The organism is Corynebacterium sp. HMSC30G07, assembly GCF_001806945.1.
GTDB classification, from domain to species: domain Bacteria; phylum Actinomycetota; class Actinomycetes; order Mycobacteriales; family Mycobacteriaceae; genus Corynebacterium; species Corynebacterium riegelii.
Genome location: NZ_KV786468.1, coordinates 57,583 through 75,599 on the forward strand (window position 1 = coordinate 57,583; position 18,017 = coordinate 75,599).

At 60.8% G+C, this 18,017-nt stretch carries 15 protein-coding genes; 7 read left to right on the forward strand and 8 right to left on the reverse strand.

The window, feature by feature from the left end; all coding sequences use genetic code 11:
* Positions 1 to 3: 3 nt before the first annotated feature.
* The 6 genes from HMPREF3104_RS07695 to HMPREF3104_RS07720 form a co-directional block, all read right to left on the reverse strand.
* Positions 4 to 537: a CGLAU_01105 family protein gene (locus HMPREF3104_RS07695; RefSeq protein WP_070495055.1), complete on the reverse strand. Its 534-nt coding sequence runs from the start codon at positions 535 to 537 to the stop codon at positions 4 to 6.
* A 23-nt stretch (positions 538 to 560) separates the two neighbouring features.
* The gene (locus HMPREF3104_RS07700) at positions 561 to 1,841 is read right to left on the reverse strand and encodes a DUF445 domain-containing protein (RefSeq protein ID WP_246816384.1); all 1,281 of its coding nucleotides are present in this window, start codon (positions 1,839 to 1,841) and stop codon (positions 561 to 563) included.
* Between the two features lie 81 nt (positions 1,842 to 1,922).
* On the reverse strand, positions 1,923 to 2,294 hold the full coding sequence (locus HMPREF3104_RS07705; RefSeq protein ID WP_052205512.1) for a hypothetical protein: 372 nt from the start codon (positions 2,292 to 2,294) through the stop codon (positions 1,923 to 1,925).
* Between the two features lie 119 nt (positions 2,295 to 2,413).
* Positions 2,414 to 3,163, reverse strand: a complete 750-nt coding sequence (locus HMPREF3104_RS07710) for a succinate dehydrogenase/fumarate reductase iron-sulfur subunit (protein ID WP_052205513.1) — start codon at positions 3,161 to 3,163, stop codon at positions 2,414 to 2,416.
* Entirely contained in the window at positions 3,163 to 5,235 is a 2,073-nt protein-coding gene (locus tag HMPREF3104_RS07715) for a fumarate reductase/succinate dehydrogenase flavoprotein subunit (protein WP_083279004.1), read from the reverse strand. The genes HMPREF3104_RS07710 and HMPREF3104_RS07715 overlap by 1 nt, the downstream gene beginning before the upstream one ends.
* Positions 5,236 to 5,257: 22 nt before the next feature.
* Positions 5,258 to 6,031 (reverse strand): succinate dehydrogenase cytochrome b subunit, encoded by a 774-nt coding sequence (locus tag HMPREF3104_RS07720; RefSeq protein ID WP_052205514.1) that lies wholly within the window; start codon positions 6,029 to 6,031, stop codon positions 5,258 to 5,260.
* Between the two features lie 258 nt (positions 6,032 to 6,289).
* Here HMPREF3104_RS07720 and HMPREF3104_RS07725 point away from each other — a divergent pair, with 258 nt between their 5' ends.
* Positions 6,290 to 6,760: an SRPBCC family protein gene (locus HMPREF3104_RS07725; RefSeq protein ID WP_070495056.1), complete on the forward strand. Its 471-nt coding sequence runs from the start codon at positions 6,290 to 6,292 to the stop codon at positions 6,758 to 6,760.
* Positions 6,761 to 6,988: 228 nt separating this feature from the next.
* Here HMPREF3104_RS07725 and lpdA read toward each other — a convergent pair whose 3' ends face one another.
* The gene (gene lpdA / locus HMPREF3104_RS07730; protein WP_246816385.1) at positions 6,989 to 8,401 is read right to left on the reverse strand and encodes a dihydrolipoyl dehydrogenase; all 1,413 of its coding nucleotides are present in this window, start codon (positions 8,399 to 8,401) and stop codon (positions 6,989 to 6,991) included.
* 140 nt (positions 8,402 to 8,541) lie between these two features.
* Here lpdA and HMPREF3104_RS07735 point away from each other — a divergent pair, with 140 nt between their 5' ends.
* The 6 genes from HMPREF3104_RS07735 to HMPREF3104_RS07760 all read left to right on the forward strand — a co-directional run bounded on the left by HMPREF3104_RS07735 (position 8,542) and on the right by HMPREF3104_RS07760 (position 16,507).
* Positions 8,542 to 10,005, forward strand: coding sequence for an alpha/beta hydrolase (locus HMPREF3104_RS07735; protein WP_070495058.1), 1,464 nt, complete (start codon positions 8,542 to 8,544; stop codon positions 10,003 to 10,005).
* 289 nt (positions 10,006 to 10,294) lie between these two features.
* On the forward strand, positions 10,295 to 11,452 hold the full coding sequence (locus HMPREF3104_RS07740; protein WP_180950505.1) for an alpha/beta hydrolase: 1,158 nt from the start codon (positions 10,295 to 10,297) through the stop codon (positions 11,450 to 11,452).
* A gap of 61 nt (positions 11,453 to 11,513) precedes the next feature.
* Entirely contained in the window at positions 11,514 to 12,773 is a 1,260-nt protein-coding gene (locus HMPREF3104_RS07745) for a M1 family metallopeptidase (RefSeq protein ID WP_070495059.1), read from the forward strand.
* A 14-nt stretch (positions 12,774 to 12,787) separates the two neighbouring features.
* Positions 12,788 to 14,005: a hypothetical protein gene (locus HMPREF3104_RS07750; protein WP_070495060.1), complete on the forward strand. Its 1,218-nt coding sequence runs from the start codon at positions 12,788 to 12,790 to the stop codon at positions 14,003 to 14,005.
* 6 nt (positions 14,006 to 14,011) lie between these two features.
* Positions 14,012 to 15,004, forward strand: coding sequence for a dTDP-glucose 4,6-dehydratase (rfbB, locus tag HMPREF3104_RS07755; protein ID WP_070495061.1), 993 nt, complete (start codon positions 14,012 to 14,014; stop codon positions 15,002 to 15,004).
* Between the two features lie 150 nt (positions 15,005 to 15,154).
* Complete coding sequence (locus HMPREF3104_RS07760; RefSeq protein ID WP_083279005.1) at positions 15,155 to 16,507, forward strand: sugar nucleotide-binding protein; 1,353 nt, start codon at positions 15,155 to 15,157, stop codon at positions 16,505 to 16,507.
* A gap of 311 nt (positions 16,508 to 16,818) precedes the next feature.
* On the opposite strand, the gene HMPREF3104_RS07765 is transcribed toward HMPREF3104_RS07760, so the two are convergent.
* Positions 16,819 to 18,017: HNH endonuclease signature motif containing protein (locus HMPREF3104_RS07765; RefSeq protein ID WP_141738170.1), on the reverse strand; the 1,199-nt coding region annotated here is incomplete at its 5' end.

The following is an 18,017-nucleotide window of genomic DNA, read 5'->3' on the forward strand; positions in this document are numbered from 1 at the left end:
ACCCTACTTGGTGGAATCCGTATCCTCGACAACCTCGCCGTCGATGACGTCGCCTGCAGCGTCCTGCACGGCATCCTCTGCCGTCTCCTTGGCTTCGGCGAACTGCTCCTGGACGCGACGCGCCAGGTTTTCAAAGCGGTCACGCACCTCCGTGAACGCCTTCTCTGCACCTTCGGTGTCCACGTTCTCAAGGCGCTTGTTAAAGCTCTCGCGGATATCGCCGATGGCATCCATCACGGTGTTCTTTGCGTCCTCGGAGAACTTCAGGTCACGCTCGCGGAACGAGTTGAACAGCTTCTCTGCCTCGTTGGCAAAGTTGGTGGCAACAGAGCTAACCTCACCGTCCGTGGTGGCGGTGTTCAGCGTCTCACGAGCCTTCTCGCTGGCGTTAGCCACGCGCTCCGGCAGGCCGTCTACAAACTTGCCCACGGCGGCACCCAGTGCGGAGCCGGCGGACAGCAGGGCGTCGCCGACCTCGCGCAGGTTGTCGCGGATCTCCTGGTTTTCGGTGTTGTTGTTGGTGTTGTTCTCAGTCATTGTTTCCTCCGTAGTTTCAAAATCTAGAAAAACAGTACTTGGCTCACAGTGTAAATAACCAACCCGGCCAGTGCACCGACCAAAGTTCCGTTCAGGCGGATGAACTGCAGGTCTTTGCCCACCATCAGCTCGATCTTGTCCGCGGCCTCCGCGCCGTCCCACGCCTGGATGGTCTCCGCGATGATGCCCACAATCTGGTCCGCACCGTTTTCCGCCGCGAAGTGGACCGCGGTTTCGAGTTTTTGGGTGGCGGTGGCGCGGGTCGACGGGTCGTCGGCAAGCAGCATGCCCCAGTGCTCAATGGAGCTTGTTGCTTGTCGACGCAACGCCGAACCCCCATCCTCCACCATCCCCAACAACGTGGTGGACAGCTGCTCCCACATCTGCCCCGGCGCTGCTGTGACAGCAGCAGATGTCATCACGTCCGCCTTAATATCCTCGACGCGGCTGATCATCGCCCCGTCAAACTGCAGGTCCTGCGCGAACTGGTTGATGGTGCGGCGGATCGCGCGGCGTGCCTGGTGGTTTTCGTCCTCATCCACATCCGCCACGAACTCTGTCAGCTCCCGGTACACGCGCGCGCCGACGAGGTCTTTGGCAAACTGCGGCGCCCACGTGGGCATGCGCTGGTCAATGGTGGTGACAATGGGCTCTTCCATCTCGTCGACCTTTGTGCGCGCCCACGCCAGGATGTCGTCGACGACGGGCTCCACCTTGCCGTCCGCAATAAAGCCCTCCAGCATCCTGCCGAGCGGCGGACCCCAAATCGGCTCAGCGACGCGATCCACCACATAGGTTTGCAGGAAGGCCTCCGCATCCTTCGGGTTGATGCCGCGAATCATGCGGGCGGCGAACGTGCCCAGCTCCGCACTCACCCGCTCCGCGTTCGCCGGCTGCACCAGCCACTTACCCACCCGTTCAGGGATGCGAGCCTCCATCACCTTGCTGGTAATGGTTTGGGCGTTGAGGAAGTTCTCACTGACAAACTCACTCAGCGCGTCCGCAACCTGGTCCTTCTTGTTCGGAATGATCGCGGTGTGCGGGATCGGGATCCGCATCGGATGCTTAAACAACGCGGTGACAGCAAACCAGTCCGCCAGCCCGCCGACCATGCCAGCCTCCGCCGCGGCGCGCACGTAGCCCACCCAGCCGGGCGCGGTGCCTTGGGATTGCCACCAGGAACACGCCAAAAAGATCACCGCCGCCACCCCGAGCAGGCTGGTGACAAAGATCTTGTGGTTTCGCAGCGTCCGCCGCCGCTGAGCCTCATTGCTTGGCGACGGCATCTCCATCACATGTGACATGCCCTCGATTAAACACAAGCTCCCCGCCTCCAGGTGGAAGCGGGGAGCTGTTTTAGTCCGTGTTAGGCGTGTTAGTCCGTGTTAGTTCACGCGGCCCGTGGTCTTGCGGTAGTTCTTGTAGTCCTTGCGGCCAATGCCCAAGAGCACTGCTGCGAGGATGACGCAGGCCACCATCTCAATGCCACCGAGGATCATCAGGATGGAGGAGTAATCCTGCGTCTGAGCGCCCCAGCCAACGTACTTGGCGCACAGGCCCCAAACGAAGATACCCAGGCCGTACAGGAACGCAAGGATGAACGCCATGGACAGCCAGGTGCTGTGGCGCAGCAGCGAGGAGTGCGGAGCGCCGAGGGAAACCGGGTCGTAGCCCTCAATGTAGGAGTCCTGCAGCTGCGTCTGGTAGTCCGGGAACGACTCCGACTGGATGTCTGCAACCGCGTGCTGGGATGCCATGTTCATGTCCTTTGCGTCAGTTTTTCTGGAACAGTTTTCCAGGGGTTTCCAGGTGAAATATCACGGTTCAGTATACGGCATGCGCCCTAGGGCGCATGAACCGTAACTGAAAGCTGTTTTTAGTCGTCGCCGCCCTTGAACGCTGCGCGTGCGCGCTCTGCGTTGATGGCGCCAACGGCATCCAGCGGGATGCCTGCCGGGCAGACATCGGCGCACTCGCCGTAGAGGGAGCAGTGACCGAAGTTGGTCTCCAGCTCATCCACCATCTTGCGTGCACGACGTGCGCGCTCCTGCTGGCCCAGCGGAAGCAGCTTGAGGTGCTTCAGCTTGGCGCCAGTGAACAGGTGCGCAGCACCGTTCGGGCAGGCAGCCACACAGGCGCCGCAGCCGATGCAGGCTGCGTAGTCCAGTGCCAGCTCAGCGTCGTGGTGGTTGACGTGCAGCGTGTCAGCGTCCGGTGCGGTACCAGCGTTGACAGAGACGTAGCCGCCCTGCTGCATAACGCGGTCCAGTGCGGAGCGGTCCACAGCCAGGTCCTTGATTACCGGGAACGCCCCGGAGCGGAACGGCTCAATGCGCAGCGTGTCGCCATCCTTGTAGTTGAACAGACGCTGCAGGCAGGCGGTGGTGTTCTTACCAGCGCCGTGCGGACGGCCGTTCACGTTCAGGCCACAGGTGCCACAGATGCCCTCGCGGCAGTCGTGTGCGAAGGTGAAGGGCTCCTTGCCAGCCTCAACGTACTGGTTGTTGACGTGGTCGAGCAGCTCCAGGATGGACATCTGCTCTACAGCGTCGTCCACCTGGACAGTCTCAAATGCGCCGTCGGTGTCGGGTCCGGCCTGACGCCAGATCTCAAGTGTCAGTTTCATTACTTGTAGTTCCTTGCCATCAGCGGGATCGAATCGAAGAACAGGGGTTCAGCGTGGCGGATGAACTGGCCGTCACCTGCCGGCTCCCACGCCGACACGAAGCACCAGTTTTCATCGTCGCGCTCTGCCTCACCGTCTTCGGTGAGGTGGTCCATGCGGTAGTGCGCGCCACAGGATTCGTCGCGGTCCAGAGCGTCCACACACATCAGCTCGCCCAGGTTGATGTAGTCCAGCAGTCGAAGCGCAGCCTCGAGCGTCTGGTTCATATCGTGCTGGCCGCCCGGGATGTGCAGGTTGCGCCAGAAGTCCTCGCGCAGTGCGCGGACCTTCTGAATGCCCTCTTGCAGGCCCTCAACGGTACGGGCAACGCCACAGTGCTCGTAGAGGATTGCGCCGAGCTGCTCGTGGAAGTACTCCGGGCCGTGCGGCTCTACCGGCTCGATGTTCATCAGAGCATCGATGCGGTCCTGGGTGCGGGTCAGTGCTTCCTTCACCTCCGGCGCCTCCAGATCCAGGGCTGCCTCGCCCAGGTGGTGCGCCAGGTAGTTCGGGATGGTGAACGGGAGGGTGAACCAACCGTCAACGGAAGCGGACAGCAGCGAGTTAGCGCCCAGGCGGTTTGCACCGTGGTAGGTCCAGGAGCACTCACCGGCAGCGAACAGGCCGTCGATGGAGGTCATCTCGTTGAAGTCCGTCCACAGGCCACCCATGGTGAAGTGCACGGTCGGAGCAATACGCATCGGCTCCTTGTACGGGTCTGCACCCGTGGAGTCCTCGTACATCTCGAAGAGGTTCGAGTAACGCTCACGGATCGTGTCCTCCCCCAGGCGCCCGATGGCGTCGGAGAAGTCCAGGTATGCGGAGTTACGCAGCGGGCCCACACCGAAGCCGGCGTTGAGCTGCTGGGAGATCGCACGGGATGCAACGTCACGCGGCACCAGGTTGCCGAATGCCGGGTAGCGGCGTTCCAGGAAGTAGTCGCGCTCCTCCTCCGGGATGGTGTTCGGATCGCGATCGTCGCCCTTTTCCTTCGGGGTCCAAATACGACCGTCGTTACGCAGGGACTCGGACATCAGGGTGGTCTTTGCCTGCCAGGACGCGTTGACCGGAAGGCCGGTCGGGTGGAACTGCACGAAGCACGGGGACGCCAGGTAAGCGCCACGCTCGTACGCACGCATCATCGCGGAAGCGTTGGAGTTCTTCGCCAACGTGGTCTTGTGGTACACGTTGCCGTAACCGCCTGTAGCCAGGATGACTGCGTGGCCGGTGAACGCGGCCAGCTCGCCGGTGATCAGGTTACGGGTGACAATGCCGGAGCAGTGCTTCTTGCCGTCCTTCTCCGTGATGATCAGGTCCATCAGGTCGTTGTGGGTGAAGATCTCCACGTTGCCCAGGTGGATCTGACGCTGCAGCGCCGAAGCGGTGGACAGCTGCAGCTGCTGGCCTGTTTGGCCACGGGTGTAGTAGGTACGGGAAACCTGCACACCACCGAAGGAACGGGTGGCCAGGGTGCCGCCGTACTCACGAGCGAACGGAGCGCCGATCGCGTTCATGTGGTCGATCACGCGCACGGACTCAATAGCCAGGCGCCAGCAGTCGGACTCGCGGCAGCGGTAGTCGCCGCCCTTGACGGTGTCCTTGGTGTGGCGGTAAGCGCCGTCGTTGTCCACCTTCTTGCCGCGGGCGGAGTTCACGCCACCCTGTGCAGCAATGGAGTGCGCACGACGCGGTGCGTCGTGGTAGGTGAAGACCTTCACGTTGTAGCCCAGCTCACCGAGTGCGGCAGCAGCTGCGCCGCCGGAAAGGCCGGTGCCTACAACGAGGACGGTGAACTTGCGGCGGTTCAGCGGAGAGACCAGCTCCATGTGGTCCTTCGCGTACTGCCACATGTCCTTCATGCGCACTTCGTCACGGTTCGGCTCGTTGCTGGCCAGGATCTCGCCCGGGGTTACGCCCGGAACGACAGACTCAGGCTGGCGGAAACCCGCGTTGACGTCAGCGCCCTTGGTAGCGGCGAGGGTGTCCTGCGTTTCGCCGGATGCGCCCTGCGTCGCGGAAATTGGGGTAGTCATAGTTTTTCTCCTATTTCAGCCTTTAGCGAGTGAACCCAGGAACCGCACCGAATGCCAGCGCGATCGGCATCACAATGTTGCCAATGACAACGATGAACGGCAGCACGTACGCCAGAATCACCATCAGGCCCTTGCCACGCTCGCCCAACCAGCCCAGGTCAGATACCGCGAGGTACACACCGTGGGTGAGGTGCAGGCACAGCGCAACCATTGCCAAAACGTAGAACAGCGTGACCGGCCAACGCTCAGGAGCGAAGGTAGCCAGCAGGTTGTCGCGAACAGCGCCGTGTACGAACGCGTCGGACGCAACGACCTGGCCCATGGTCAGATCCAGAATGTGGAAGATCAGGAACAGCAGCAGGATAACGCCCGTAATCAGCATGGAACGGGTCGCCGTCGGCTGCCAGCCGCCCATGAGGTTCGTGCGCTTGAACTTGCCGCGGGAACGCTTGGAACGACCGTGCAGTGCGAATGCGCCCCACACGTGCAGCACCAGGCAGGCAAGCAACACGATGCGGATGATCCACAGGAAGCCCTCACGCGGGAACAGCGGCTCACCCATCGTGCGCAGGAACTCGCCATACTCATCGATGGGGGCGACGCCGTTGGCGTGCAGCGGCATAAAGATCTTCAGGTTACCCACCATGTGACCCAGCACGAACAGGCCAAAGATCAGGCCGGTGATGGCCATGGTGAGCTTCAAAGCCCAAGTTGGGAATGACGGCCGCTCGCGCAGCGGCGTTTCAGTAATTTTTCCGTGACGAATGGCTTCACGGTCTGCGTTTTTTACAGTCATGGCACCTCCAGTGTCGTTTTCACTCTAAGTAACGGACGCCACATGTGTGAACTTTCGGTCGAGAGGTTTGCCAGCTGACTCCCAGCTTCCTCAGCTTCCTCCCGCTTGATTCGCTCCTACCCCACCTTTACGTTGGGCATTTCCACCTTTACGGTCCCTTTTGTGATTTTGCCCACGCTCCGGCGCTACTACCCCTTTTAGCGTCATACTTTGGTTGGTAAGCATGCCCTAACCTCGCGTTTTGGTACTCTCGGCGCCATGACTGACGCAAAACAGAACGATCAAAACCAAGTAATCCGTGACATCGACGCGCCGGCGAAGGAGATCTTTGACCTCCTTTCCAATCCGGAGCGCCACCCCGAAACTGATGGCTCCGGCATGGTGGTCTCTGCCGACAAGGCTGAGCGCATCAAGGAGGTCGGCGACACCTTCACCATGAACATGACGAAGGAAGATGGTGACTACCAGACCACCAACGAGGTTTTCGCATTCCAGCAGGACCGCATTATTGGCTGGAAGAATGTGGAAAACACCACCGCAGGCGTCCGTGTTGGCGCGAAGTGGCTCTACGAGCTTGAGCCGATCGATGCTGACAACACCCGCGTCACCCTGACCTACCTGCGCGATGAGATCGAGCTGGATCCGGTTCGCAAGTTCAGCGAGTCCTTCGATGATGCTTTCCTGACCAAGTCTCTCGACTCGCTCGCCGCAGCGGTGTCCGGGAGCTAGCTTGCTTATCGACGTCCACGTCTAACCCCCCAAACGCCACCCCACCTCAGGGCTGGCGTTTTTCTTCCCCTCCGCCCCTGCCCAGCGCCCCCAGCGCCCCCGCGCGATCCCCAAAAAACGCGTTTGCAGCTACCTAGACCCGGCTACCAAGCGATTTTTTCACTGGTAGCTGCAGGTAGGTAGCTGCAAACTGCGTGGAACCTGCGCCACGCGGCGCAGACGCCAGCGCTACAGGTTGATCATGTGGCCTTCAACGCCGTGCGCGATCTCCTTGACCACCTCGGACAGGGTCGGGTGGATGTGGATGGAGCGTGCGATGTCGCCTGCGGTCAGGTCGAAGCGCTGCGCAAGGACAACCTCCGGCAGTAGTTCGGAGACGTGCGGGCCAACGAAGTGGGCGCCGAGGATCTCGCCGAACTCACCGTCTGCAACCAGCTTGGCAAAGCCGTTTGCCTCAGCCAGGCCGACTGCCTTGCCGTTTGCGGAGAACGGGAAGGTGGCAACCTTGATGTCTTTGTCCGGCCACTTCTCCTTGGCCTGCTCTTCGGTATACCCCATGGAGGCAACCTGCGGGTTGCAGAAGGTGGCGCGCGGGGTCATCATGTAGTCCTCGATTTCGAGGGTCTCTGCGCCCGCGATGGTCTCGGCTGCGATGATGCCCTGTGCTTCGGCTACGTGGGCGAGCTGGAGCTTCGCGGTGACGTCGCCAATCGCGTAGATGCCGTCGACATTGGTGCGCATGCGCTCGTCGATAGCAATGGCGCCGCGGTCGGTCAGCTCAACGCCGGTGTTCTCCAGGCCGTAGCCTTCGGTGCGCGGTGCGAAGCCGACGGAGATCATGACGCGGTCCACGGTCAGGGTCTCAACGGAGTCGGTGCCGTTCTTCTTTACGTCCACCTCAACGGAGTCACCGTTGTCACGCACGGCGGTGGTGGCGTGGCCGGTGAGCAGCTTCACGCCGAGCTTCTTGTAGCGCTTCGCAATCTCCTTGGACACGTCCTTGTCTTCGTTCGGCAGGACGCGGTCCATGTATTCAACAACGGTGACGTCTACGCCGTAGTTGGACAGGACGTAGGCGAACTCCATGCCGATGGCGCCGGCGCCGACGATGACCATGGTCTTCGGTGCATCCGGGTTGAGGATCTGCTCTTCGAAGGAGACAACGTTGTCCGACAGCTCGATGCCGGGCAGGGTGCGGACGACGGAGCCGGTGGCGATAATGCAATCGTCGAAAGTAATGACCTTGCCCTTGTCATCGCCTTCGGTGATCTCGATGGTCTTGGCGTCCGTGAAGGAGCCGAGGCCGTTGACCTCGGTGATTTTGTTCTTCTTCATCAGGTAGTGGACGCCGCCGACGATCTTCTCGGAAACCTTGCGGGAGCGGGTGTGGGCGTCCGTGTAGTCGAACTCCACGTCACCCTTGATGCCGAAGGTCTTCGCCTCGTGGTTGAAGATCTCTGCGATCTCGGCGTTCTTGATCAGTGCCTTGGAGGGGATGCAGCCCACGTTTAGGCAGACGCCGCCCCAGTATTTCTTCTCTACTACGGCAACTTTCTTGCCAAGCTGTGCAGCGCGGATGGCGGCGACATAGCCACCGGGGCCAGCGCCGAGGACAACAACGTCAAAATGTTCTTTAGTCACGCCCAATAGGATACGTCGGTTAGCAAGCTGTGTGGGCGGGAGTGGCGCGTAATGTTTGGCAAGTCTGGCAATATATGTGGAAGTGACAGGGGAGCTGCTGCTTGTTCCCACCATTTTCTAAAGAAAAGCGAGTCATCTGTATGAAGATCACGCGTCCGGCCCTTGCTGCCGTCGCAGCCGTAGCAATCGCCGCAGGCGCTGTGCCTGCGGCCGGCCACTTCCAAGCCGCCGAGTCTTCCCAGGGGCTTGTGACCGTCGAGCGCGTGCAACCCGCAGTGTCTGAGAGCACTTCCAGCTTGCCGACGTCTACGGAAACCACCCCAGCCGCCACCACCAATGCCAGCGCAACTACTACTGCTGCTGCTACTGCCGCTGCAGCAACCACTGGTGAAGTAACGGAGACAACGCAAGCGAAAGAACCGAAGGACGTTGCTGATATTGACGGTGCTTCGGTGCCGGACGGTGACCGCGAGGGTCTGTTGAAGCAGGCAAAGGATGCGTTGAAGCCGGAGGCAACTGGCGAAGAGGCAGACAACATGCCGGAGCCGGCCGAGTCGGACGCCGAGAATTTCATGGAGATCGCACCGCTCACCGAGGCTCCGGTGGATTACAAGGGCAACCCGCAAGAGTGGTTCGCTGAACTCAAGAACTTCCGTGGCGCTGAGGCTGTCACGGTGTACTCCGAGGCAATGGACCGCAAGATCCCTGTGGCGTTGATCCGCGCAGTAGATAAGGACGGCAACCCGATTCAGGCCCCGACCTACTACCTGCTCAACGGCGCTGGTGGTTCGGAGCAGAACACGGACTGGCTGGCAGTGGCCCCGGAGACCGTGAAGGCGGTACTGGGCAATGAGCCGGTGAACGTGGTCATTCCGATGGAGGGCGCGTTTTCCTACTACGTGGACTGGCTGAGCAACCCGGGCAAGGGCAAGTACTTCAAGGGCGAGCAGAAGTGGTCGACGTTCCTGGCTAAGGAAATGATTCCGTCGGTGGAAAACTACCTGGACGCCAACGGTAAGCGCGCCGTGACTGGTTTCTCCATGTCCGCAACTTCCTCGCTGCTTTTGGCGGTACACAACCCGGATATGTTTGACGCTGTCGGTTCTTTCTCCGGCTGCGCTGCCACCTCTACCCCGCTGCCGAACTTCTTTGCGGGCCTGACGGTCAACCGTGGCTCCGCCGGTGCGGGCAACATTACGCCGGAGAACCTTTGGGGCCCGCGCGGTTCTGACTACAACCGCTACAACGACGCGTTGGTGATGGCGGATAACCTGGTTGGTGAGAACGGCGTGACCAAGACCAAGTTCTACCTCTCCGCAGGAACGGGTCTTGCTGGCCAGACGGATATGTTGAGCTACCTGCGTGAGAACTCCGGTTCCACGGAGGCGCTGAGTGCGGCGCTCACGCTGCAGGTTGAGGGTGGCGCAATTGAGGCCGCGATGAACGCTTGCACGCATGACTTCAATACCAAGCTGAACAGCCTGGGCGTGGATACCTACTTTAATAAGCGTCCGGTTGGCACCCACTCCTGGCCGCTGTGGCGCGATGACCTGAAGGTGTCTTGGGAGAAGGTCATCCGCCCGGCACTGTTTGAGAGCGAGTAGGTCAGCAAATAAGCCTTACAAAACAAAAACATCGGGTAGCGGCACATAACCGCTTACCCGATGTTTTTTTGCGTTTTAGGGTTTTAGAACATGCCTAGGCCGAAGGCGATCTGGGAGGACGCAGAGGAGCCGAAGTGGAGCAGCTGGCCGAGGAGCTCGTTGATCTGCAGCTGTGCGTTTTCAATGATCATTGTTCACTGTCCTTTTCTTGATGTTTCTTGAGACACGAAGTGGCAATTGTTCATTATTGTTACACAATTTGTCTTGTGTGACCGTAATATAGCCAGTCATGAGCCTGAAGCGCACCGCATCTGCAGTCCTTGCCGCCCTGACCGCGGCTGCAATCACCACGGGTACCGTCACCGCAACTATCCCAGCCAACGCGGCGACTGTTACACCCGCCCAAGTTGCTGGCCAGACGCCGGTGGGCACGATCAAGCTTTGGGACGCTAAGGCGAACCCGCCAATGGTGGTCAACGCGAATCGTCCTCAAGAATGGACCCAGCAGGTAGACCACAAGACGGTGCTGAGCTACCTGGTCCATTCGCCGTCGATGAACAGGGACATCCCTGTTGCCGTTGTGCCGGCGACGAACCCGCAGGGCCAGCGCGTGGCAAACGCGCCGACCATCTACCTGCTCAACGGTGCTGGCGGCGCGGAGCAGAACCAGGACTGGCTGAAGATGGCGCCGGTGAAGGACTTCTTCGCCGGTAAGGGCGTCAACGTGGTCATCCCGCAGGCGGGCGCGTTTTCCTACTACACCGACTGGGTGGAGACGAACCTCAACACCAACTACCTGCGCGGACCGCAGAAGTGGGAGACGTTCCTGACCAAGGAGCTGCCGGGCCCGATTGAGCGCACCTTAAACGCTGACAACCGCCGCGCGATTGTTGGTTTCTCCATGTCCGCCACGTCTTCGCTGTTGCTGCCGCAGCACAATCCGGGCTTTTATGATGCGGCGGCGTCGTTCTCCGGGTGTGCGTCTACAAGCTCGCTGCACGGCTACAACTTCGCCCGCGTGACGGTGAACCGCGGCGGCTACTCTGACTTCAAAACTGTTACCCCGGAGATGATGTGGGGTCCGATGGGCGGGCCGTACAACCGCTGGAACGACGCGCTGCTCAACGCCGAGCGTCTGCGCGGCACCGCGCTCTACATCTCTTCCGCTACGGGCCTTGCGGGCCGCCAAGATCAGGTGAGCTACCTGATTGGCCAGGGTGCGCCTGAGGTTGTTGCGCAGGTTGCTGCCGTAACGCTGCAGGTTGAGGGCGGTGCGATTGAGGCCGCGATCAACCAGTGCACGCATGATCTGAAGACGAAGCTGGACGCGTTGAACATTCCGGCAACGTACGAGATGCGCAATGTGGGCACCCACTCCTGGCCGTACTGGCGTGAGGATCTGGAGAAGTCCTGGTTCACCACCATCGCCCCGGCGTTTGGGATGTAGCCCCGACCCAAGCTAGCGATAACCAGCCCTGTGCCGCGGCGGGCTAGAATGGCCGAACATTATGACTACTCATCGGCTCCGCTCAACCCCGGTCCCCGGGCATCGTGATCAGTACACGGGCGTGGACTTCAACTTGGGGTTCCACGTCACGCATTATGACGTGGCGATGAACTACAAGGTGGGTCCGAACTATGTGGACGCCACCGCCACGTTGACGTTGACGCCGTGGCGCGATTTGAACCACATGACGTTGGATTTGATGGATAACCTGCGGGTGCGCAGCGTCACCACAACGCATGGGGAGATTAAGCGTTTCCGTCATTACCGCAACAAGCTGCGTATCACGTTTACGCAGGATATTGCGGTGGATACGGAGTTCCAGCTGACTATTCGGTACACGGGCACCCCGCGCCCGCGTCGTACGTCCTGGGGTCAGCTGGGGTGGGAGGAGCTGGAAAACGGCGCGTTGACCGCGAACCAGCCGAATGGCGCGCCCACGTGGTTCCCGTGCGATGACACGCCTGATGAGAAGGCCACGTATCGCATTACGCTGCGTCCGGACCAGCCGTATCAGGTCATTGCCACGCAGACGTCTCGCCCGCTGCCCACCTACCTGGCCACTGTGAACGTTGGCCAGTTTGTGCACCACAAACTTGGCCGCAACACCAGCGCGTACCTGCCGCGCGGCCTGCAGTTAGGGGATTTTGCCAAGCAGCAGGAGATGCTGGACTTCTTCGAGACCTGCTTCGGCCCGTACCCCTATGAGCACTACACGGCGATCGTGCACGATGAGACGTTGGAGATCCCGCTTGAGGCGGCCGGCCAGTCCATTTTTGGCAGCAACCACACGCGCGGCAATGAGCGCCTGATTGCCCATGAGCTGGCTCATCAGTGGTTTGGTAACTCACTGGGTATCGCACAGTGGGATGACATTTGGCTCAATGAGGGCTTCGCTTGCTACGCCGAGTGGCTGTGGGCTGATGCGCAGGGCAGCATGCTTATCGACGCCTCCGTGAACCACCACTACGCCAAACTCCCCACCCCCACCGTGACCCTTGCCAACCCGGGCCCGCGCCACATGTTTGATGACTGGGTGTACAAGCGCGGCGCGATCACCCTGCACGCGCTGCGCGCCGCCATGGGTGATGAGGCGTTCTTTAGCGGGGTGCGCTCCTATGTGGCCAAGTCCACGCACGGCATTGTGGAGCCCTTCGATCTGAGGAATGCGCTGAAGGCGGCCGCACCTAGCGTGGACATCGCCGGGATCATGGACGCATGGTTGAACCACACGGAGCTGCCCGACGTGCCGAAGATCCGATAAGGCTCCGATAGCTCATGAGAAATCTGACGCTGGCCACCGCCTTTTCGGCGCTCGCCGGGTTCGTGCTCATGTGGGTGGCTGGCTGGGCGCTGGACACCGGCAGCGCCTACCGTTACTTCACCGCGTTCTGGGGGTTGTTTTTCGCCTCCGCGGGTCTTATCGACGGGATAACGCACGAAACGACGCGCGCTGTGGCGTCGTCAAGCGAAACGGGCTCTCGCGGCACGGCGAATCCTTGGCGCTTCGGCGCTGCCGCGGCAACGTTTGTGGTGCTTGTGGGCCTAAGCCTTGGCTTGTGGGCGATGCGGGCATGGGTGCCCATGTCCCCCGGCACGGCCACGACACTGCTGGTGTTCGGCCTGGTCAGCTACGTTTTCCAGGCGGTACTTTCGGGTATTTTGTCCGGCGCGCAGCTGTGGAACCAGTACGCGGCGCTGGTTGCGCTGGATTCCGGCATCCGCCTGGTGCTGGCCGTGGTGGCGTGGGCACTGGGCTGGGGGCTGCCCGCGTTTTTGCTGATCACGGTCATCGGCGCGGTGAGCTGGGTGGTGATCCTGGGTGTTTCGCGTGAAGCGCGCTCCCGCATCCGCATCGCGCTGGACGTGGATCGCAAGGCGTTCGTCGGCCGCGTCTTTACCGCCATGCTTGCCTCCGGCGCGTCAGCCGCGCTGATCACGGGGTTCCCCACCGCGGTGTCTGCGGCGTTTCCGGATAATGATGCCTCCGTGTCCATCCTGGTTGCCGCCATCAACAACGCTGTGATCCTTACGCGTGCACCAGTGTTGGTGCCCCTTCAAAGGTTTCAGGCGGCGTTGGTTGTGCGCTTCGTCGAGAAGCAAAAGCACATCTACCGTGCACTTTTGGGGCCGGTGGTGGCTGTGCTCGGCCTGGGTGTGGTCGGGTTTGCGCTGGCATGGCTGCTGGGGCCGTGGATTCTGCAGCTGGCATTCCCGCCGGAACTGTTCGTGCCTGGGCGCACGCTTGCGCTGCTGACGTTTGCCTCCGCTTTCATGGGCACCCTCATGATCACCGGCGTGGCTGTGCTCGCCCTGCAGCGCCACGGGTGGTACGTGGCCGGGTGGCTCACCGCCTCCGTGGTTGCCTTCGCGGTGCTTTTCGCCGCGCCGTGGGGTGTGGTTACCGCCGTGGTTGTCGCCCTGTTCGCGGGCCCTTTGGCGGGTGCGATTGTGCACGTCATCGGGCTGTGGGGCGCACGGGTTCGAGTAGCATAGCCAGCCATGGGAACAATGCTGGTCACCGGCGGCGCCGGGTTTATCGGATCCAACTTCGTACACATGGTGTGTGGGCGGGGATTGCACGACGTGATCGTGCTGGACAAACTTACCTACGCCGGCAACCGCGACAACCTCGCCGGACTGGACGTGGAGTTTGTCCACGGCGATGTTGCGGACCCGTCTGTTGTTGAGCCGCTGGTTGCTCGCGCGGATACTGTGGTCCACTTCGCCGCGGAATCCCACAACGACAACTCGCTGCGTGACCCCTCCGCGTTCGTGCAATCCAACGTGGTGGGCACTTTTGTACTGCTTGAGGCGGTGCGCAAGTTTGATAAGCGCCTCCACCACATCTCCACCGACGAAGTCTTTGGCGACCTCGCTTTGGGCGGCACCGACGCCTTCCTAGAGACCACGCCGTATAACCCCTCCTCGCCCTACTCCGCCACCAAGGCCGGCTCCGACCATTTGGTGCGCGCGTGGGTGCGTTCCTTCGGCATCGCGGCGACTATCTCGAACTGCTCTAACAATTACGGCCCCTACCAGCACGTAGAGAAGTTCATCCCCCGCCAGATCACCAATATTTTGTGCGGCCAGCCCGCCAAGCTTTACGGCACCGGCGCCCAGGTCCGCGACTGGATCCACGTGGACGACCACAACGATGCCGTACTCACCATCCTTGAGCACGGCGAGATCGGCCAGACCTATAACATTGGCGCAAGTGTTGCTGGCTCCCCGCACGTCACGAACAAGCAGGTCATCGAGACAATCTGTTCGCTGATGGGTGGCACCTTCGAGCACGTCGCCGACCGCCCCGGCCACGACCAGCGCTACACCATGAACGCCACCAAACTGCGCACCGAGCTTGGTTGGCAGCCCCGCTATACCGACCTGCACGCTGGGTTGGGAAGCACCATCGACTGGTACCGCGAGAACGAATGGTGGTGGCGCGACACCAAGCGCGGCGTTGAGGAGGCCTACGCCCAGCGCGGGCAGTAGTGGTGGGTGTCGTTGGGGTTGCGGTTGCGCAGTAATTTGGAAATTGCTGCATTTCGGCCCCCATTCGCCCAGGTGGCTGCACCATCTCGGGAAATTACTACATCCGATCCCCATTCACTCCCACATAACCCTGGGATACTCTAAGGAGCTGTGTCCGAATTGCCCGAATTGCCCCAAACAACAACCCCGATCGAAGGCCTGAGCGTCCAAACCCTGCCGCTGCACGAAGATAACCGCGGCTGGTTCAAGGAGAACTGGGCTGGTCAGCTGCTGCAGCCGAAGCAGAACAACGTCAGTTTCAACGCCAAGGCTGGCACCACCCGGGGGATGCACGCGGAGCCGTGGGATAAGTGGGTCTCGGTTGCCACGGGCAGGGTGTTTGCCGCTTGGGTGGATATGCGTGAGGACTCCCCCACTCTCGGCGAGACGTTCGGCATCGAGATCGGCCCTGGTCAGGCGGTGTTTGTGCCGCGGGGTGTAGCCAACGGTTTCCAGACGTTGGAGGACAACACGGCCTACATTTACCTGGTCAACCAGCGCTACAACCCGAACGGCACCTACGCGTACTGTTCCTACAAGGAGATCGACTGGCCACTTGAGCCATCAGAGCTTTCGCTTGCCGACGCCACACATCCCCCCTTCAGCGAATCCACCCCCGTCCCGCCAAAGAAGGTCCTAGTCACGGGCGCGAACGGGCAGCTTGGCAGGGCGCTGCGTCAATTGTGGGGCGAGGATCGTGCGGAATATGTCACTCGCGAGGAGTTTGACATCACGGCGATTCCGGAGGGCTTTGACTTCTCGGGCTACAGCGCGATTGTGAATTGCGCTGCGTATAACGACGTCAACGGCGCAGAATCTGACCGCGCGACCGCCTGGGTCGTGAACGCGGATGCGCCGGCGGCGCTGGCCCGGGTGGCCAATGAGCACGACTTGACGTTGGTACACGTGTCCAGCGATTACATTTTCGACGGCACCGTCGAAGTCCACACCGAAGCCGAGCACGCCAGCCCGCTGTCGGCGTACGGGGCGTCCAAGGCAGCGGGCGATACGGCGGCGCAGACCGCGAGGCGCCACTACGTGATCCGCACCTCCTGGGTGTTTGGCGACGGCGCGAACTTCATGGACACCATGGCCAAGCTTGCCCTTGCAGACAAGAGCGTGAACGTGATCATGGACCAGGTTGGCCGCCCCACCTGGACTGAAGATCTGGCCAAGGGCATCGATCACCTGCTACGGACGAAGGCGGAGTTTGGCGTGTACAACCTGTCGTCTGATGGTGATGCGGTGGGTCGGGATGAGATGGCTATGGCGGTTTTCGTGGGCGTGGGTAAGGATCCTGCGGATGTAACACCTGTGACCACCCAGCAGTATGCCGAGATTGCCGGCCCGGAGGCGCCGCGGCCAGTGCACTCCACGCTGGATTTGAGCAAGATCAAGGCGACCGGGTTCCAGCCGATGAATTGGCGTGCAGCACTTGCTATCCACCTTGCTGCGCATCTGTAGTTGCGGTTTTGGCCGACACGTTTCGGAGCTCACTGCTTGGGAGCTCCCGCATTGCCTGAAGCCACGACGGCCCCGTGCCTCTTCGGAAAAACGGGCTGTTTTTCGGTTCTGAACCTGGCTTGGGTCGCGGTTGGTCGTTGAAGATCCCTTCGACATTGTGGCCTCTGGGTTTGGGCTTGGGCTTGGGCTTGTTGTTGGCGAAAGTTCGGCACTCATTTCGTCGCTCATTTGTCCCAAGCCAGGAACCACGCCGAGGCCTCCTTCGGAAAAACGGCCTGTTTTTTGTTTTGGATCGGGCCACCTGGATTCTCTTACTCGGGTCGGGTATCGACGAGTTCTTCTGGGTCGTAGTCTTCCACCCATCCGTAGGCATCTTCTGGATCCGGGAAGGGTGGTTCACAAAAATCGGGTTCTTTTGGCAACGGCTCCGGCAACACCGCCTTGATCGGGAAAACAAGGCCGTATTCTTCCTCCAGTGCTGCGATCTGGGCGTCGGCCTGTTCGAGGTTGTGGTGGTTTTCAAAATCGTCGAGTATTTTGTGGCCCTTGGCGTAAAACTGCGCCACTTTATTGCGACGCTCACATACTTGCTCAAGGTTTGACTTCCACCGTGGTGCCGCGGCGTGCGTGTTGTAGCCGATCAGACTGTCTGGGGTGCAGGTTTCATACGTGCCGTTAGAAAACAGCCACAAGATTTCACCCGTATCCGGATCCGGGACGTAGAAACCACGTTTATCGGTTTTTAGGTTGTGGTGCTTTTGGCACAGTGGGTAGAGGTTTCCTGGTGTGGTTTTGCCACCCTGGCCAAACGGAATCCGGTGATCCATCTGGCACCTCAATGACGGCACCGTGCATCCCGGGAACACACAATGCGTGTGGCGTGCGCAGACGACTCGGCGCATTGCTTCTGTTGGGGTGTAGCTATCCGTGTGTGCTTGAAGTTCTGCCTCCATATCCACTTCGGTGATCTTCGCTGACGCCAGGAGGTCCTCCAGTGCCGCGGTAGCTTCTGGGGTCAAGGCACCTACTCCTGGTACATAGGCTGGCCCGCCAGGCGCGCGGCCTTTCGGTACGAACACGTGCAGCGTCGTTTTTGTTGGGGTGATCTCCCCGGACAGTAGTTTGACCGCAGCATCTGCCATCGAGGTTTTGTGCTCCCGTGCAGTCGCTAATACATGCTCGCGTACGACCTGTGCTGTCAACGGGTTGGTCGCCAACGTGACCAGTGTTTTGACTGTGCCGGACTGTGCAGACACCTCAAAGGTCACCGCATCATCAGCCGCGTGTGCCTGCGCCACTCGCTGTTGGCGCCTTTTTGGTTGGTAGGCACAGGTTGGGTCGATGCGTTTGATCATCTCCCGGATACGACGAGTAATCGTCGTGGTTTGTGGAGTGTGCTGCCCAGGCCGTGTTGGGGTAAACGTAGCAGTCAACATCTCATCAAAATCGGCATACGCTTCATCAGTAATGTCTGGGCCGAGTTCGGCAAGCACCGTATCGATGGCACGTA

Bases quoted from the DNA above. Each gene is read 5' to 3' on its own strand.
- HMPREF3104_RS07695 (WP_070495055.1), bottom strand. From the start codon at position 537: ATGACTGAGAACAACACCAACAACAACACCGAAAACCAGGAGATCCGC.
- HMPREF3104_RS07700 (WP_246816384.1), bottom strand. From the start codon at position 1,841: ATGTCACATGTGATGGAGATGCCGTCGCCAAGCAATGAGGCTCAGCGG.
- HMPREF3104_RS07705 (WP_052205512.1), bottom strand. From the start codon at position 2,294: ATGGCATCCCAGCACGCGGTTGCAGACATCCAGTCGGAGTCGTTCCCG.
- HMPREF3104_RS07710 (WP_052205513.1), bottom strand. From the start codon at position 3,163: ATGAAACTGACACTTGAGATCTGGCGTCAGGCCGGACCCGACACCGAC.
- HMPREF3104_RS07715 (WP_083279004.1), bottom strand. From the start codon at position 5,235: ATGACTACCCCAATTTCCGCGACGCAGGGCGCATCCGGCGAAACGCAG.
- HMPREF3104_RS07720 (WP_052205514.1), bottom strand. From the start codon at position 6,031: ATGACTGTAAAAAACGCAGACCGTGAAGCCATTCGTCACGGAAAAATT.
- HMPREF3104_RS07725 (WP_070495056.1), top strand. From the start codon at position 6,290: ATGACTGACGCAAAACAGAACGATCAAAACCAAGTAATCCGTGACATC.
- HMPREF3104_RS07735 (WP_070495058.1), top strand. From the start codon at position 8,542: ATGAAGATCACGCGTCCGGCCCTTGCTGCCGTCGCAGCCGTAGCAATC.
- HMPREF3104_RS07740 (WP_180950505.1), top strand. From the start codon at position 10,295: ATGAGCCTGAAGCGCACCGCATCTGCAGTCCTTGCCGCCCTGACCGCG.
- HMPREF3104_RS07745 (WP_070495059.1), top strand. From the start codon at position 11,514: ATGACTACTCATCGGCTCCGCTCAACCCCGGTCCCCGGGCATCGTGAT.
- HMPREF3104_RS07750 (WP_070495060.1), top strand. From the start codon at position 12,788: ATGAGAAATCTGACGCTGGCCACCGCCTTTTCGGCGCTCGCCGGGTTC.
- rfbB (WP_070495061.1), top strand. From the start codon at position 14,012: ATGGGAACAATGCTGGTCACCGGCGGCGCCGGGTTTATCGGATCCAAC.